The sequence below is a fragment of the Pararhodonellum marinum genome, from assembly GCF_015354735.1.
In the GTDB taxonomy this organism is placed as follows: Bacteria; Bacteroidota; Bacteroidia; order Cytophagales; family Cyclobacteriaceae; genus Pararhodonellum; species Pararhodonellum marinum.
On sequence record NZ_JACEFJ010000002.1, the window covers coordinates 65,314 to 80,215 of the forward strand.

General features: G+C 41.0%; 14 protein-coding genes. 11 read left to right on the top strand and 3 right to left on the bottom strand.

The genetic code is table 11. The features are described from left to right. The first annotated feature begins 7 nt into the window (after window positions 1-7). From H1A14_RS04010 to H1A14_RS04020, 3 genes are read left to right on the top strand one after another with little or no spacing between them, the layout of a single operon-like run. A complete protein-coding gene (locus H1A14_RS04010; RefSeq protein WP_194774939.1) occupies window positions 8-520 on the top strand; it encodes a 3-hydroxyanthranilate 3,4-dioxygenase in 513 nt (170 codons plus the stop codon). 7 nt (window positions 521-527) lie between these two features. After that, window positions 528-1,814, top strand: coding sequence for a kynureninase (gene kynU / locus H1A14_RS04015; protein ID WP_194774940.1), 1,287 nt, complete (start codon window positions 528-530; stop codon window positions 1,812-1,814). Window positions 1,815-1,832: 18 nt separating this feature from the next. Then, window positions 1,833-3,188, top strand: a complete 1,356-nt coding sequence (locus H1A14_RS04020) for an FAD-dependent oxidoreductase (protein ID WP_194774941.1) — start codon at window positions 1,833-1,835, stop codon at window positions 3,186-3,188. A 47-nt stretch (window positions 3,189-3,235) separates the two neighbouring features. Here H1A14_RS04020 and mtgA read toward each other — a convergent pair whose 3' ends face one another. From mtgA to hflX, 3 genes are all read right to left on the bottom strand, one after another. Continuing rightward, window positions 3,236-3,931, bottom strand: a complete 696-nt coding sequence (gene mtgA / locus H1A14_RS04025) for a monofunctional biosynthetic peptidoglycan transglycosylase (RefSeq protein WP_194774942.1) — start codon at window positions 3,929-3,931, stop codon at window positions 3,236-3,238. A gap of 22 nt (window positions 3,932-3,953) precedes the next feature. Continuing rightward, complete coding sequence (locus tag H1A14_RS04030; protein WP_194774943.1) at window positions 3,954-4,772, bottom strand: class I SAM-dependent methyltransferase; 819 nt, start codon at window positions 4,770-4,772, stop codon at window positions 3,954-3,956. A 115-nt stretch (window positions 4,773-4,887) separates the two neighbouring features. After that, complete coding sequence (gene hflX / locus H1A14_RS04035; RefSeq protein WP_194774944.1) at window positions 4,888-6,153, bottom strand: GTPase HflX; 1,266 nt, start codon at window positions 6,151-6,153, stop codon at window positions 4,888-4,890. A 240-nt stretch (window positions 6,154-6,393) separates the two neighbouring features. Here hflX and rfbC point away from each other — a divergent pair, with 240 nt between their 5' ends. From rfbC to H1A14_RS04075, 8 genes are all read left to right on the top strand, one after another. Beyond that, on the top strand, window positions 6,394-6,945 hold the full coding sequence (gene rfbC / locus H1A14_RS04040) for a dTDP-4-dehydrorhamnose 3,5-epimerase (RefSeq protein WP_194774945.1): 552 nt from the start codon (window positions 6,394-6,396) through the stop codon (window positions 6,943-6,945). Further along, window positions 6,945-7,691: a tyrosine-protein phosphatase gene (locus tag H1A14_RS04045; protein WP_194774946.1), complete on the top strand. Its 747-nt coding sequence runs from the start codon at window positions 6,945-6,947 to the stop codon at window positions 7,689-7,691. Before rfbC ends, H1A14_RS04045 begins: the two co-directional genes overlap by 1 nt. Then, window positions 7,688-8,650 carry an NAD-dependent epimerase/dehydratase family protein gene (locus H1A14_RS04050; RefSeq protein WP_194774947.1) on the top strand — a complete coding sequence of 321 codons (963 nt, stop codon included), beginning with the start codon at window positions 7,688-7,690 and terminating at the stop codon, window positions 8,648-8,650. Before H1A14_RS04045 ends, H1A14_RS04050 begins: the two co-directional genes overlap by 4 nt. A 117-nt stretch (window positions 8,651-8,767) precedes the next feature. Further along, the gene (locus tag H1A14_RS04055) at window positions 8,768-10,180 is read left to right on the top strand and encodes a tetratricopeptide repeat protein (protein WP_194774948.1); all 1,413 of its coding nucleotides are present in this window, start codon (window positions 8,768-8,770) and stop codon (window positions 10,178-10,180) included. Window positions 10,181-10,217: 37 nt separating this feature from the next. Then, on the top strand, window positions 10,218-10,988 hold the full coding sequence (locus H1A14_RS04060) for a phosphosulfolactate synthase (protein ID WP_194774949.1): 771 nt from the start codon (window positions 10,218-10,220) through the stop codon (window positions 10,986-10,988). Between the two features lie 48 nt (window positions 10,989-11,036). Continuing rightward, the gene (locus tag H1A14_RS04065) at window positions 11,037-11,969 is read left to right on the top strand and encodes a DUF368 domain-containing protein (protein WP_194774950.1); all 933 of its coding nucleotides are present in this window, start codon (window positions 11,037-11,039) and stop codon (window positions 11,967-11,969) included. Then, on the top strand, window positions 11,969-12,715 hold the full coding sequence (locus tag H1A14_RS04070; protein ID WP_194774951.1) for a shikimate dehydrogenase family protein: 747 nt from the start codon (window positions 11,969-11,971) through the stop codon (window positions 12,713-12,715). The genes H1A14_RS04065 and H1A14_RS04070 overlap by 1 nt, the downstream gene beginning before the upstream one ends. A 196-nt stretch (window positions 12,716-12,911) precedes the next feature. Next, window positions 12,912-14,261 (top strand): PhoH family protein, encoded by a 1,350-nt coding sequence (locus H1A14_RS04075; protein WP_194774952.1) that lies wholly within the window; start codon window positions 12,912-12,914, stop codon window positions 14,259-14,261. Window positions 14,262-14,902 lie beyond the last annotated feature (641 nt).

Here is a 14,902-nt window from a genome sequence, read left to right on the forward strand (position 1 = left end):
ACCTATCATGCCCATATCAGCTCCCATCAACTTCAGAAAATGGATCGATGAGCACCGCCATTTGCTCAAACCACCCATAGGAAATCAGCAGATCTTTGTCGATAATGATGATTTTATCGTCATGGTGGTAGGCGGTCCCAATTCCAGAAAAGATTTTCACTACAATGAAGGAGAGGAGGTTTTTATGCAATTGGAGGGTGACATCACTTTAAAAGTGGTGGAAGATGGAAAACCCAAAGACATCCTCATTCAGGAAGGGGATCTCTTTCTGCTTCCCGCCAAAACCCCCCACAGTCCCAGAAGGCCTGCCAATACCATTGGTCTTGTATTTGAGCGCTACCGGAGAGCCGGAGAAAAAGACGGATTTATCTGGCATTGCGAAAACTGCGGCCACAAATTGTACGAGGAATTTGTAGAAATTACCGATATCGTCAACCAACTTCCCCCCATAATGGATCGTTTTTGGAACAATCCAAAGCACACGACCTGTTCCAATTGTGGAACCACCATGAAAAAATAAATCATCCATGACAGCCATCACTTACCAATTTTCCGAAACCTATGCCAGGGAATTGGACCATGCAGACCCTTTGAAAGCTTATAGGGATGAATTTTATTTTCCCTTGGTTAAAGGAAAACCTGCCATCTATTTTTGCGGCAATTCCTTGGGGTTACAGCCCAAACGAACCCGAATCAATATTGACAAAGAACTCCAAAACTGGGCAAATCAGGCAGTGGATGGGCATTTTTATGGAGAAGAGCCCTGGTATGACATCCGAAAAAAATCCAAGCCTATTTTGGGAGAATTGATGGGTGCCCTTGACCATGAAGTGGTGGCCATGAACAACCTCAGCAGCAACCTACACTTTTTGATGGTTTCCTTTTATCGCCCAACAGAAAAACGTTTCAAAATCATCACGGAGGCTGGTGCCTTTCCTTCCGACATGTACATGTTGGAATCCCAAGTCAAGTTTCATGGTCTGGACCCTGAGAAAACCATCATAGAAATCGGGCCTCGGGAGGGAGAGCATATTTTAAGGACGGAAGATATCCTGGCTAAAATTACCGAAACAGGAGACGAATTGGCCTTGGTGATGATGGCCGGCTTACAATATTACACAGGCCAGGTTTTTGATATGGGAGCTATTACCAATAGCGCTCACCATGTTGGGGCCAAGGCCGGCTTTGACCTTGCCCATGCCGCTGGGAACATCACCATGAACCTGCATGATTGGGGAGTGGATTTTGCAGCTTGGTGCAGTTATAAATATTTGAATTCTGGTCCGGGAAATATTTCTGGCATTTATGTCCATGAAAGACATGCCGATGACCCTAGTTTACCTCGATTTGCAGGCTGGTGGGGACATGATGAAGCAGAAAGATTTAAAATGGAAAAGGGATTCAAACCTATGTATGGTGCAGATGGATGGCAACTCGCCAACACCAATGTACTCGGAATGGCAGCCCTACATGCATCTCTTGAACTGTTTCAGGAGGCCGGCATCCATAATTTGCGAAGAAAAAGTGAACTATTAACTGGGTATTTAGAGTTCTTGATCGGTGAAATCAATGGAGAAACCCAGGTATTAGAAATTATAACTCCCAAAAATCCCCTGGAAAGGGGTTGCCAGTTATCTTTGCTGGTCCATAAAGGAGGTAAAAAAGTGTTTGACGAATTATATGAACATGGTATTGTAGGGGACTGGCGGCATCCAAATGTCATCAGAGTTGCTCCTACACCACTGTATAACAGCTTTGAAGATGTGAATCGATTTGCAAACATCCTCAAGCAATCCCTTGTTAAATTTGCGTAGCAACAGACTTAGAAATTGATGAAAAATAACAATATAAGCATCTTAGGAGCCGGCTTGATCGGCTCTTTATTAGGAGTTTATTTGAGAAAAAGAGGACTGAATGTTTCCATTTTCGAAAAAAGGTCCGACAACAGAAATGACCAATACAAAGAAGAGGGAAGGTCTATCAATATGGCCTTGAGTCATAGGGGTTGGAAAGCTTTGGAAAAAGTGGGTTTGAAGGAAAAAATTGAACCCCTTGCCATTCCCATGTATGGTAGAAGGGTTCATGATGAACATGGAAGAACAAGTTTCCTCCCCTACGGTAAAGACCAACAAGCCATTTACTCCATCTCTAGAGGCAAATTCAACCAAATCCTTTTGGAAGAGGCGGAAAAAGAGGGTGCCCAACTTTTCTTTGATCACAAGTGTGTGGATGTCAACATTTATACCCATCAGATCAAATTCCTACTTCCAGATGAGGAGGTGAAAAGGGTGGCCTCAGATGTGATCATCGGGGCAGATGGAGCCTATTCTTCTTTAAGGCATGCCATGCAAAAGCAAGTTAGGTTCAATTTCTCCCAAGAGTACATTTCCCATGGCTACAAGGAATTGACCATCCCCCCTAATGCGGAAGGCGAGTTTGCCATGGATCCCAATGCCCTTCACATTTGGCCAAGGGGTAACTTCATGTTGATCGCCCTTCCCAATCCTGATAAATCCTTTACTTGCACCCTTTTTCTTCCATTTGAAGGCACCAAGGTGTGTTTTGATAAAATCCATGACCAAAGGGATGTAGAAAGTATTTTCAAAACCTATTTTGATGACGCATTTGATATGATGCCTCATCTGACTTCTGAGTTTTTTAAAAACCCTACCTCCGCACTGATTAACATCAATTGTTACCCTTGGGTCAAAAACCAATGTGTTTTGATTGGAGATGCTTCCCATGCCATGGTCCCTTTTTATGGACAAGGAATGAACAGCGGCTTTGAAGACTGTGATATCTTGGATGACTTGCTGGCAAAGTTTGGTACCACTTCTTGGGAATTGGTACTCGAAAAATTTCAAAAAATCCGTAAGCCGGACACCGATGCGGTATGCCAATTGGCATTGGAAAACTTTATTGAAATGAGAGACAGCGTGTCGGATCCTAAATTCCAAATCCGTAAAAAAATTGAAGCCAAATTACATGAATTGTATCCTAAGGAGTGGATTCCCCTTTATACCATGGTGACTTTTACCTCCATCCCTTATACTGAGGCTTATGCACAAGGTAAGCTGCAGGACTTGATCATGAACAAGATCATGGCAGACCCATTGATTACTCAAAATTGGGATAAGTTAGATTACGAAGACATCATCAATCAAGTGGAAACAGCCAAGGCAGTTTAAACTATGCCTTTCCTTAAAAGACCAGCTGACCTCAAAGCTGGTCTTTTTTATTGGCCAAAAGGTAGCTGTTCCAAATTGTTCATTTGGCGCATGATCCAATTTTGCCTTGTCCGAATGTAGGCAGTAGGCTTGGACGGTGACCAACGCAATGGATTAGGGAGGACTGCAGCAATCAATGCAGCTTCCTGACGGCTGATTTTAGCTGCCTCTTTTTTGAAATAAAACTGTGATGCGGCCTCCACCCCATAGATTCCATCCCCCATTTCTATCACATTCAAGTATACCTCTAAAATCCTTTCTTTAGGCCATATCACCTCTATTAATAAAGTGAAGTAGGCTTCCAAGCCTTTTCTTACAAAGTTTTTTCCCGGCCATAGAAAGACGTTTTTTGCTGTTTGTTGGCTGATGGTACTGGCTCCTCTCACCCTACGGCCTGCTTCCCTATCCTTCATTGCTTTTTGGATCTCCTCTGTATCAAAACCAAAATGACTCATAAATTTCTGGTCTTCTGAAGCGACCACAGCTTGAGGAAGGTGACGGGAAATTTCCTTCATCGGTTTCCATTTTTTATGCACAAGCACCTGCCTTTGCCCGTCACTAGCCTGTTCTACCATTCGGATAACCATCAAAGGGGTGAAAGGAACCGGTACAAAGCGGTACAAAATGGTAAGTCCTATGGAAAGGAAAAAAAACCATAGGATGATTTTACCGATAAACCAGATTAATTTTTTGATTGGTTTCATAATTTTTGGAAAAGGTCAATCCTCAAACATACGCTGTGGCTTGGATAAATCGATAATAAAAAATAGAGTGTGAAAGATCCCTGAGTTCATCCATGGCTACCTGCATGGCGGCCACTTCCTCCTCATTCAATAATTTTTCCTCCAGCAAGGCAGGGGCACCACTACTCATCAGATTTTTCCAATAGTTAAAAACCAACTTTTTTTCATGTTGGTCGCGGCTATCAAGATGGAAGCCACCAGAGCGTAATTCAATATTTTGATAGCCAGCTTCGTCCAATAAGTCTCCCAGCCTTGCGCCTACTTGCGGGTCACCCCCTATGGAAACTTGGTAGTCGTTGTAAATTTTCCAATAGGTAACCACTTCTTGCCGAACAGGATAGGTATAGAAAGTGGCATTGAAAACTTCTGTGAGGATGATTTTTGCACCCCTACTCAAAAAGGGTTTCATGGAATGCAAGATCTTTACAGGCTGCTGTACATGCTCCAGCACCCAGCAAACAAAAGCCCCGTCATATTTCCCAGGCAGGTCCAGCTTGGTCGCATCCTGCTGCAGAAACCTGACTTTCTCCAGCCCATAGCCCAACTTGGCCATGTTTTGCTCTGCTTTTTGAATTTGACGGGGTTCATATTCCACGCCAGTGATTTGAAGATGGGGATACCTTCTCAATAAAATTTCGGTCTGAGCTCCTACACCGCTACCCAGCTCCAAAATATGCTTCTGTTCATTAAAATGAATAAAATCATAGATTTTGTTTTCAATGACTTTGGCCTGTTCTCTAAGCCGCTCCTGCTCTACCTCGTGATATCCATGAATGTATTTGGGTTCTTTTCTCTGATCCATGCCTAAGGGAAATTCCCACAAATAAAGTTAGATTCCTTGGGATTAAAAATGGGACATAAAAAATCCTGACCAATTTAAACCGATCAGGATCTCAAAAATTAATATTTATGGCTGCTTACTCCAGGTCTTCAAATTGTGACAGATCATATACTTCGTCCTCCAGGTAATGTGGGTAAATCTTGTAATGCTGTTTTTTTACCTCACTCAACAACACCTCTCTGAATTCCTCTAGATGGGTACCTTCATTAGCTGCCATAAAAACAGGCTCAATTCCGGTTTTTTTGGCATAAGAGGCTTTCAATTTATCCAAATCCAGGAAATTGGCTTCCCCTACCTCTATTTCGGTCATGTGCATCATTTCTTCTTCAGATGGCATAGGCCGCACTTTATCAATTTTGTTGAAGACCAAAAGCATGGGCTTTTCACCAGCTCCCATTTCGGACAAAGTCTGATTGACTACTGAAATTTGCTCTTCAAATCCTTGATGGGAAACATCAACCACATGAACCAATAAATCAGCTTCTCTGATTTCATCCAGTGTCGATTTAAAAGATTCTATCAAGTGGGTAGGCAGCTTTCGAATAAAACCTACCGTATCGGAAATCAAAAAAGGAATCTGTTCATAGACTACTTTTCTTACTGTGGCATCTACGGTGGCAAATAGCTTGTCCTCGGCCAAAATATCCGATTTGGTCACCAGGTTCATCAAAGTACTCTTCCCTACATTGGTATAACCTACCAGTGCTACTCTCACGATTCCTTTTCTTCCTTTTCTTTGGGTGACCCCCTGCTTATCTATTTTTCTTAATTTCTCTTTCAGAAGAGTGATTTGATTTCGGATATCCCTTTTATCTGTTTCTATCTCTTTCTCACCGGCACCACCCCTTGTAGTAGTACCACCTCTTTGTCTTTCCAAGTGAGTCCACATCCTGGTCAATCTGGGTAGCAGATACTGGAATCTGGCCAATTCCACCTGGGTTTTGGCTTGGGCAGTCTGGGCCCTTTTCAGAAAAATATCTAAAATCAACAAGGATCGATCATAAACTTTGACCTTAAGTTCGTTTTCCAAATTACGCATTTGGGAGGCAGAGAGGTCGTCATCAAAGATTACCATATCTACCTCAAAGTGGGTGACATAGGATTGAATTTCTTCCAGTTTGCCTGTCCCAACAAAAGTTTTGACATCTGGTTTTTCCAGTTTTTGGGTAAACCGATAAACGGTTTTGGCCCCAAGTGTCTCTGCCAAAAAGGCCAATTCTTCTAAATGCTCCGAGGTTTCATTTTCGGTTTGGTTTTGTGGAATCAAGGCCACAAGGACCGCTGTTTCCTGAACGGGAGCGGTATCAAACAGTTTTTTAAGCTTTCTTGTATATTTACTCATGTGATTTTTGACTAATTTTGAGCTTTGATTCCTGAAAATGCGGGAATCAATGCATATAAATATTCCTTAATTGGTACGATTACTGCTATTGAATAACAACATTTTAGTAAAAATAAGTTTATTTATACCGAAATTGTTGAGTTCACTCTGGTTTAGTGGATGTTGGTTCAAAATTATAAATAATTTTCCCAACAATGCTTAGCCGATTTTGAAAGTTTACGCTTTGTTACCCTGCAACCCATGAATATAAAAGAAACACCCCTGCCTGGAGTTTTCCTCATTTATCCAAAAATCATCGGAGACGAAAGGGGATATTTTTTCGAATCCTACCGACAAGACCTTTTAGAACAAGCTGGTATGAAAACGAATTGGTTACAAGAAAATCAATCCTTTTCCAAAAAAGGCACTATCCGGGGACTCCATTTTCAGAAAGACCCATATGCCCAGGCAAAGCTTGTTAAAGTCATCAAAGGTCAGGTCTTGGATGTTTGTGTGGATCTCAGAAAAAATTCTCCAAACTTTGGACAAGCCTTCGGTGTTGTATTAGATGATAAAGACCATGGCATGTTGTATATCCCGGAAGGTTTTGGTCATGGATTCAGTGCACTGGAGGATTCAGTTTTTTCCTACCGCTGTAACAACCTCTACCACAAAGATAGTGAAGGTGGGGTAATTTGGAATGATCCTGCTTTGGACATAGATTGGCAGGTTCTTGATCCCATTGTTTCGGCTAAGGATATGGCACTACCAAATTTAGAAGAATTCAGCAACTCAAACGGAGGAGGTTTATAATGTCAATATTTGATTTTTTTACTAAAACCAGCGCTAAAGAACAAACGCTGGATTTAAGTTGGTTAAAAACTGATATGCACTCCCACTTGATCCCTGGAATTGATGACGGTTCCAAAAGTTTGGAGGAATCCATCCACTTGATCAGCAGGCTAAAAAGTTATGGAATAAATAAAATCATTACTACCCCACATGTGATGACGGAATTCTACAGAAACAATCCGGAAAACATACATGAGGGATTGGATAAATTAAAAATAGGTCTACAAGAAGCGGGCATTGATATAGCAATCTCAGCAGCAGCAGAATATTTCATGGATGAGTTTTTCTTGGAAAAAGTATCCAATGGAGAAAAGCTCCTCACTATGGGGGATCAATACATCTTAATTGAAACCGGCTTTCTCAGTAAGCCCCCCATGCTGTTGGAAAGCATCTTTAATTTAGAGATGCAAGGATATAAACCCATCCTTGCCCACCCAGAAAGGTATTTTTACCTCCATCAGGACACAGAATTGTTGGATGCGTTGATAGAGCGCAATATTTATTTTCAAATCAATTTGCTTTCATTCACCGGCTATTACTCCAAACCCGTAAAAAAGTTTGCTGAAGCATTGGTGGATAGAGAGTTGGTTGCATTATTGGGCACAGATTGCCACAACGACAAATACCTGGATGCTCTGGAAAGCCTCCCCAATTCCAAATATTTTCAGAAACTACAAACCTTGCCCCTTTTGAATCAAACTTTATGAACTTACTGATAACTGGGATTACCGGTTTATTCGGGAGTTACCTTTACCGTGCATTTTCCGATCAGGGAATTATCCATGGACTCAAAAGGCAAAGCAGTTCCTTGTCCTTATTGGGCGAGGATGCTGGGAAAATCACCTGGCATGAAGGGGATATCAATGATCCATTGTCTTTGGAAGCCGCTTTTTCCGGGATGGATCTGATCATCCATGCTGCTGGTTTGGTTTCTTTTGACCCGAGAGATAATCAGCGCTTGTGGACAGTGAACCAAGAGGGAACAAAGAATGTGGTAGATACCATGTTGTTCCTTAAAATTCCTAAACTCATTCATATCAGTTCCGTGGCGGCTTTAGGAAGAATTGCAGCAATGAATCAGGTAAATGAAAATCAGAAGTGGGCCGAATCTGAACTTAATACTGCCTATGCCACCTCCAAATACCATGGAGAACTGGAAGTTTGGCGTGGGGCTCAAGAAGGCTTGGAGGTCATGGTATTTAATCCTTCGGTAATATTGGGCAAGGTCAAAGAAAACAGAAGCAGCTCCGCCATTTATCAGTATGTGATTAAGGAACATCGTTACTTTCCTTCAGGAAAGATCAATTACATTGACGCAAGGGATGCAGCCTCTATGGTCAAAAAACTTTTCCTTAAAAACCAATGGGGTGAAAGGTTTATCCTCAGTAAAGAAGGTTTGAGCTATAGGGAATTCTTTAAGGAAATGGCTGCTGTTTTTCAAAAAAAACCTCCTCAAAAACCTGTTCCAACCCGATGGATCTGGCTGGGACTGTTGTTGGCTAATATCAGAAATTGGTTTGCAGCAGAAAAAACAATCTTAAACAAACAAACTGCTTTATTGGCTCAGCAGGATATTGTTTTTGACTCCAGCAAATCCACCTCTCTGACCGGTCAGGAATATTATACCTTACAAGAAACATTTTTATGGGCAAGGAACGAAAATTAATTTCCTGAGGTTGAAGCTCCTAGTGATCATGAAATTGAATTGATCGAAAATTAATTTATAAACTTATTTGATGTACCGAATTATTTGGTAACTTAAATAAACCAAAACATAAGACGAATGACCGGAGATTTCGATCACAATTGGGAGGATGAAAAAGCCTTGGTAAAACGGTTTGAAGATTCATTAAACGCCAATTTGGATTTGTACTTTGAAGAAGAAGAGTTGGAGGATATCATTCGGTATTATCTGGATCAGCAAAAATTCAAAAAAGCACTCAAAGCCTGTGAACTAGGGCTTGAAAAATTCCCCTTTTCCATAGAAATAAAATTGCTACATGCCCAGTGCCTAATCTTTAACGATGAGCTGGAAGAGGGTATGGAGATTTTGGAAAATCTTTACAACTTATCTCCAAGCAATGAAGAGGTGGTGCTGGCCATGACCAATGCCATGCTATTGTCAGGCAATGTTCAGGAAGCCATTCAAATCTTGGAGGATTTTCTGCCCATGGCCGAGGACAAAGCAGAGATCTATTACTCTCTGGGTAACTTTTACCGGGCAGAAGATAACAATGAAAAAGCCATACATTATTATAAAGAGACGGTCAAGTTGAAAATCAACCATGAGGACGCCTTGTTTCAGCTGGCCATGATCACTGAAGAGGATGGAAGTTTTGATGAAATACTTGAATTTTATAACGAATTCATAGATCAAGATCCGTACAGTTCTGGCGCATGGTATAATCTTGGTGTCATTTTTAACCGGCTCGGAAGGTATGAGGAGGCGATCAATGCCTATGACTACGCCCTACTGATTGATGATGCTTTTGCCTCTGCCTATTTCAATCTAGGCAATGCTTACATGAATACCCTCCAATATGAGAAGGCCTTGGAAGCCTATCAAAACACCATCAATTGTGAGGGGGCCAATGCCGAAAACTGTTGTTATTTGGCTGCCTCTTATGAGAAACTGGACCAAGTGGATCAGGCCTTTAAATATTTCAAAAAATCCGCAAAACTGGATCCGGAATATGATGATGCCTGGTTTGGTTTGGGCATGTGTATGTTGAAGAAAGATAAATTTTTCGAAGCCATTCATTATTTCAAAAAGGCCCTAAAACTTTCTTCAGACAATGCGACTTATTGGGTAGGATTGGCAGATGCTGAATATAACCTAGGGAATCTACATGCCAGTTCTGAAGCTTATGAAGAAGCCATCAACCTCGAGCCAGGCATCGTGGAAACTTATATCAATCTGGCAATTATCTATTTTGATCAAAATAGGTTTGAAGAAGCCATTGATGTAATCAAAGAAGGCATAGAGGAGCTTCCCGAAGACGCAGAGCTGTATTATAGACTAGTGGTTTATTACTTAAAAACAGGTAAATACAAAGAAGCCTTTTCATATTTGGAAAATGCATTAACTTTGAATTTTGATCGACATGTGATTTTGTTTGAATTGATGCCAGAGGTCAAGCATCAAAAAGCCATCTACAAAATCATTGCTCAATTCAAAGAAGGATCAAAAAGTTGATCCAAAGATCAAATTCTATTTACCTAAAATTTATGTAATGAATTACGTGCTCAAAGACATTCCTGTACGTACCTTAAAACCACGGAGTTCCGGTTTGACCATGGCAATGGATAAGGGACTCAGCATTAGAGAAGTCGAAGACTTTATTGATAGCAGCAGTGATTTTGTGGATATTGTCAAATTAGGCTGGGCCACATCCTACGTCACCAAAAATCTTCATAAAAAAATCGAACTGTACCAGGATAACGGCATCCCCGTTTACCTTGGCGGGACCCTATTTGAAGCCTTCATCGTAAGGAATCAATTTGATGACTACCGAAGGGTACTGGAAAAATATGACCTCAAGTTTGCTGAAGTTTCCGATGGCAGCATCACTTTGGACCATCAGACCAAATGTGATTATATCACCACTTTAGCTAAGGAAGTTACCGTACTTTCTGAAGTTGGTTCCAAAGATGCCGCTAAAATCATCCCTCCTTACAAGTGGATAGAACAAATGCAACAAGAACTTGACGCTGGAGCTTGGAAAGTCATAGGTGAGGCAAGAGAAGGCGGAAATGTTGGTCTTTTCAGGGATTCCGGAGAAGTCCGCCAAGGTCTGGTAGAAGAAATCCTGACCAAAATTCCGGAAGAAAAAATCATTTGGGAAGCCCCGCAAAAAGAACAGCAAGTATGGTTTATCAAACTCCTAGGCGCCAATGTTAACTTGGGAAATATTTCTCCTAATGAAATGATTCCATTGGAAACAATCCGTTTAGGGCTAAGAGGAGATACCTTCGATCATTTTTTGAACGGAAATCACCAATAATCTTTCCGCAGCGGCTGCCGGAATAGCAGTCGCAGCATTTACCACAGCATGACGCATTTTAAAAATTATCTTCTGGTATTCCTTAAAGGCATGGGCATGGGTGGTGCAGACATCGTGCCTGGGGTATCTGGCGGTTCCATAGCTTTAATTACCGGCATTTATGAAAAATTGCTGGACAGCATTAAGGCCATAGATCTCGATGCTTTAAAATTGCTACTTAAAGCTCAATGGCGACCTTTCTGGGAAAAAGTGAATGGCAACTTCCTTTTGTCGCTATTGGCGGGGATTTTAACCAGCATTTTTTTGCTGTCCCGACTGATTACCTACCTTATCGAAAACCATCCCATTCCATTGTGGTCTTTTTTCTGTGGCCTGATCATCATCAGTGCTGTCTTGATCTTGAGAGACATCAAAAAATGGCGATGGCTAACCATTGTAGCGATCACAATTGGGTTTTTGATTGCATTTTGGGTAACCAACTTACCCTTAATGGATTCTGATGAATCTCTATTGTACACCTTTTTGGCTGGAAGTATTGCCATATGTGCCATGATCCTTCCGGGTATTTCCGGAAGTTTTATATTGCTTATCTTGGGCCAATACGAATACATCCTGAAAGCTGTAAATGAAAAAAACCTGCTAACAATTTTTGTCTTCGGTTTGGGATGTGTGTTGGGTTTGCTTTCATTCAGCCGCTTGATCTCCTGGCTGCTTAAAAATTATCATGCAAGTACCATTGGCATGTTGTCAGGATTTATGTTGGGAAGCATAAATGAAATTTGGCCGTGGAAAAACGTGCTCAGCTATAGAATGTCCAGTACCGGCATACAAAAACCCTTTATCACTGAAAACCTGCTGCCACAACATTATCTCGTGGAAACTGGAGAAGACCCTTTGGTTTTGTTTGCATTTCTTGCCTTCTTTTTTGGCTTATTTTTGGTCATTGGCATAGAGAGAATGGCTACCTATATGAAAAAATAATGGTGAAATACGGACTGATCGGATATCCCTTGACCCATTCATTTTCCAAAAAGTATTTTTCGGAAAAATTTGAAAGGGAAGGACTTTCATCGCATCGGTATGATCTTTATGAATTGGAAAATCTGGATTCTTTTGAAGAAGTTTTGGCTTTGAACCCGGAATTGAAAGGCCTAAATGTCACCATCCCTTATAAGGAAAAAATCATCCGATTCCTGGACCAGCTTGAGCCTGCATGTAAGGACATCGGAGCAGTCAATGTGATTAAATTAAGCGATTCGGGCCAAAGAATAGGTTACAACACAGATTATCTTGGATTTAAAACCTCCCTGGTAAACTGGCTTGGAAATAAACGGCCAAAAGCTTTGGTTTTAGGTACCGGCGGAGCCTCCAAAGCAGTCGTTAGAGCCCTCTTGGATTTGTCTATTGACTACTGCATGGTGTCAAGGAAGCCACGAGAACTAAAAGGCTATTTGACTTATGAGGATTTGTATCGTCAAGGTGAATACCTCAATGAACATGAACTTATTATCAATACGACTCCTTTGGGCACCTTTCCCCAAGTAGGCGAAATGCCAAACCTTCCCCTTGATCAAATAAACAGCAACCACTATGTGTATGATTTGGTCTACAATCCTGAAAAAACACGCTTAATGGAATGTTCGGAGAAACGGGGGGCGGCTGTTAAGAACGGATTAGAAATGCTTCATCTGCAGGCCGAAGCAGCATGGGAAATATGGAATGCGTAAATTTTCCCTAAATCATGCATTCCTTGGCTAAATTAGAAGGCCAAAGAGGGGATTTAAGGTCTATTTTATTGGGCTAAATATCAATGCTTTAACCTAATTGCTTTTCAATTAATGTGAAAAAAAATTGAAAATATGGTAATCTAAAATTAATTTCTCTAACTTATTCCTAACTATTAACCACAAATACTTTTCTTACATGCCAAAAGCTAAATCCACAAAAAAAGATCGTAAGGTCTTTGTTTTGGATACCTCAGTGATCCTTTACGCCCACAATTCCATCATGAATTTCGACGAACACGATGTGGTGATTCCCATTACTGTGCTCGAAGAACTTGACCAATTCAAAAAAGGCAACGATACCAAAAACTTTGAAGCGAGGGAATTCATCAGGCTTCTGGATAAGTTGGCTAAGGACAACATGATACATGATTGGACTCCCCTCAACGGTAAAACGAGAGGTAATTTCAAAGTATTGATGAATCCTGAGAACAACCTGAATGCCAATGAGATTTTTGGGGAAGAAAAAAACGACCACAAAATCCTCAATGCCGCCCTCAGCCTAAAGCAATCAGAGCCTGATCGAAAAGTAATTTTGGTCAGCAAAGACATCAACCTGAGGCTTAAAGCCAAATCTCTGGATATCTATGCGGAAGACTACGAGACCGGAAAGATCAAGAACATTTCAGAACTGGAGAATACCGGAAAATTTATCCTGGAAGGTTTGGATCCTAATGTCATCAACAAACTTTATGAATCCCATTCTGTGGAAGCTAAGCTGGTTTTGGGAACACGAAAGCGAAAAGCCAATGCATTTTATATTCTCAAAAGTGACAAAAATTCCGTTTTAGCCTATTATAACGGAGAAGAAAATCTGATGGAAAGGGTAGACAAAACCCTTGCCTACAATGTGAAGCCAAAAAATGCTGAGCAGACTTTTGCACTTCATGCCATCTTGAATCCGAGGATTAAATTGGTTTCCATTCAGGGGGTAGCCGGAACTGGCAAAACCTTACTTGCTTTAGCGGGAGCCTTGGAACAAAGAAGAGATTACAAGCAAATTTATTTGGCTAGGCCTATTGTTCCTTTGAGCAACAAAGACATTGGGTATCTTCCCGGAGATATCAAATCCAAGTTGAATCCTTATATGGAACCGCTTTGGGACAATCTTAAATTCATCCAAAATCAATTTAAAGAAACTGACAAGGAGTTTCAAAAAATCACCGAAATGGTCAACCAAGAAAAATTGGTGATACAGCCCTTGGCTTATATCAGAGGAAGGTCTTTGTCCAATATTTTCTTTATCGTGGATGAAGCACAAAACCTAACTCCACATGAAATCAAAACCATCATCAGTCGGGCGGGTGAAAACACCAAAATCATCTTTACGGGAGACGTTTTCCAAATTGACACTCCCTATCTAGATAGCCAAAGTAACGGACTTTCTTACCTTATCGACAGGGTAAAAGACCACCCGCTTTATGCGCACATCAAGCTTGAGAAAGGAGAGCGATCAGAACTCGCCAACCTGGCCAACGAACTGTTGTAGTTAGGGGTATGGATATGAGATAAACGGATTGTAGATTTGGGAGAATTAAAGGTTCAGGGATGGAGGATGAAAGGAATTTGATAACCCGACTAGAAAAAAACTTTGGGCCTTCGTGCCTTTTTGGCAAAAAGTCAAACTGGAAGCTTAAAGACAACCTGACAACAACCCCTGTAGCTGGGTCCCAATATCTTGACAACATTTTTAAGGGGCAAGGATGAATATGATAACCATCGGGAGAAGGATGAAAGCGTTTTCACCTGACAAAAAAACTTTGTGCCTTCGTGCCTTTGTGGCAAAAAGTCAAACTGGAAGCTTAAAGACAACCTGACAACAGCCCCCGTAGGTGGGCCCCGACAACTTGACAACATTTTAAAGGAGCAAGAGAAAACTTTAGGCCTTCGAGCCCCTGCCTGACGACAAAAGTAGATTAGTGGCTAATTTACAGTTTTAAGATTTTTTCACAGGGTTTATACAACCTCACAGATTTGATTACCCGATCCAAATATGTATTGTTTTTAAGATAAATGTGTTCGGTATTGATACAGAATCTGAAGAACAAAAATTTGTAACCTACTGTTTTTCAATTATTTAAATAGATTGGTTCTCTTTTTGGCATATACCAGGAAATGTAAATTAAAAAA

What these genes read in the sequence shown, in the direction of transcription:
- rfbC (WP_194774945.1), top strand. Translation starts at nt 6,394, where the DNA reads ATGAATATAAAAGAAACACCCCTGCCTGGAGTTTTCCTCATTTATCCA.
- hflX (WP_194774944.1), bottom strand. Translation starts at nt 6,153, where the DNA reads ATGAGTAAATATACAAGAAAGCTTAAAAAACTGTTTGATACCGCTCCC.
- H1A14_RS04020 (WP_194774941.1), top strand. Translation starts at nt 1,833, where the DNA reads ATGAAAAATAACAATATAAGCATCTTAGGAGCCGGCTTGATCGGCTCT.
- H1A14_RS04075 (WP_194774952.1), top strand. Translation starts at nt 12,912, where the DNA reads ATGCCAAAAGCTAAATCCACAAAAAAAGATCGTAAGGTCTTTGTTTTG.
- H1A14_RS04070 (WP_194774951.1), top strand. Translation starts at nt 11,969, where the DNA reads ATGGTGAAATACGGACTGATCGGATATCCCTTGACCCATTCATTTTCC.
- H1A14_RS04060 (WP_194774949.1), top strand. Translation starts at nt 10,218, where the DNA reads ATGAATTACGTGCTCAAAGACATTCCTGTACGTACCTTAAAACCACGG.
- kynU (WP_194774940.1), top strand. Translation starts at nt 528, where the DNA reads ATGACAGCCATCACTTACCAATTTTCCGAAACCTATGCCAGGGAATTG.
- H1A14_RS04030 (WP_194774943.1), bottom strand. Translation starts at nt 4,772, where the DNA reads ATGGATCAGAGAAAAGAACCCAAATACATTCATGGATATCACGAGGTA.
- H1A14_RS04050 (WP_194774947.1), top strand. Translation starts at nt 7,688, where the DNA reads ATGAACTTACTGATAACTGGGATTACCGGTTTATTCGGGAGTTACCTT.
- H1A14_RS04065 (WP_194774950.1), top strand. Translation starts at nt 11,037, where the DNA reads ATGACGCATTTTAAAAATTATCTTCTGGTATTCCTTAAAGGCATGGGC.
- H1A14_RS04010 (WP_194774939.1), top strand. Translation starts at nt 8, where the DNA reads ATGCCCATATCAGCTCCCATCAACTTCAGAAAATGGATCGATGAGCAC.
- H1A14_RS04045 (WP_194774946.1), top strand. Translation starts at nt 6,945, where the DNA reads ATGTCAATATTTGATTTTTTTACTAAAACCAGCGCTAAAGAACAAACG.
- H1A14_RS04055 (WP_194774948.1), top strand. Translation starts at nt 8,768, where the DNA reads ATGACCGGAGATTTCGATCACAATTGGGAGGATGAAAAAGCCTTGGTA.
- mtgA (WP_194774942.1), bottom strand. Translation starts at nt 3,931, where the DNA reads ATGAAACCAATCAAAAAATTAATCTGGTTTATCGGTAAAATCATCCTA.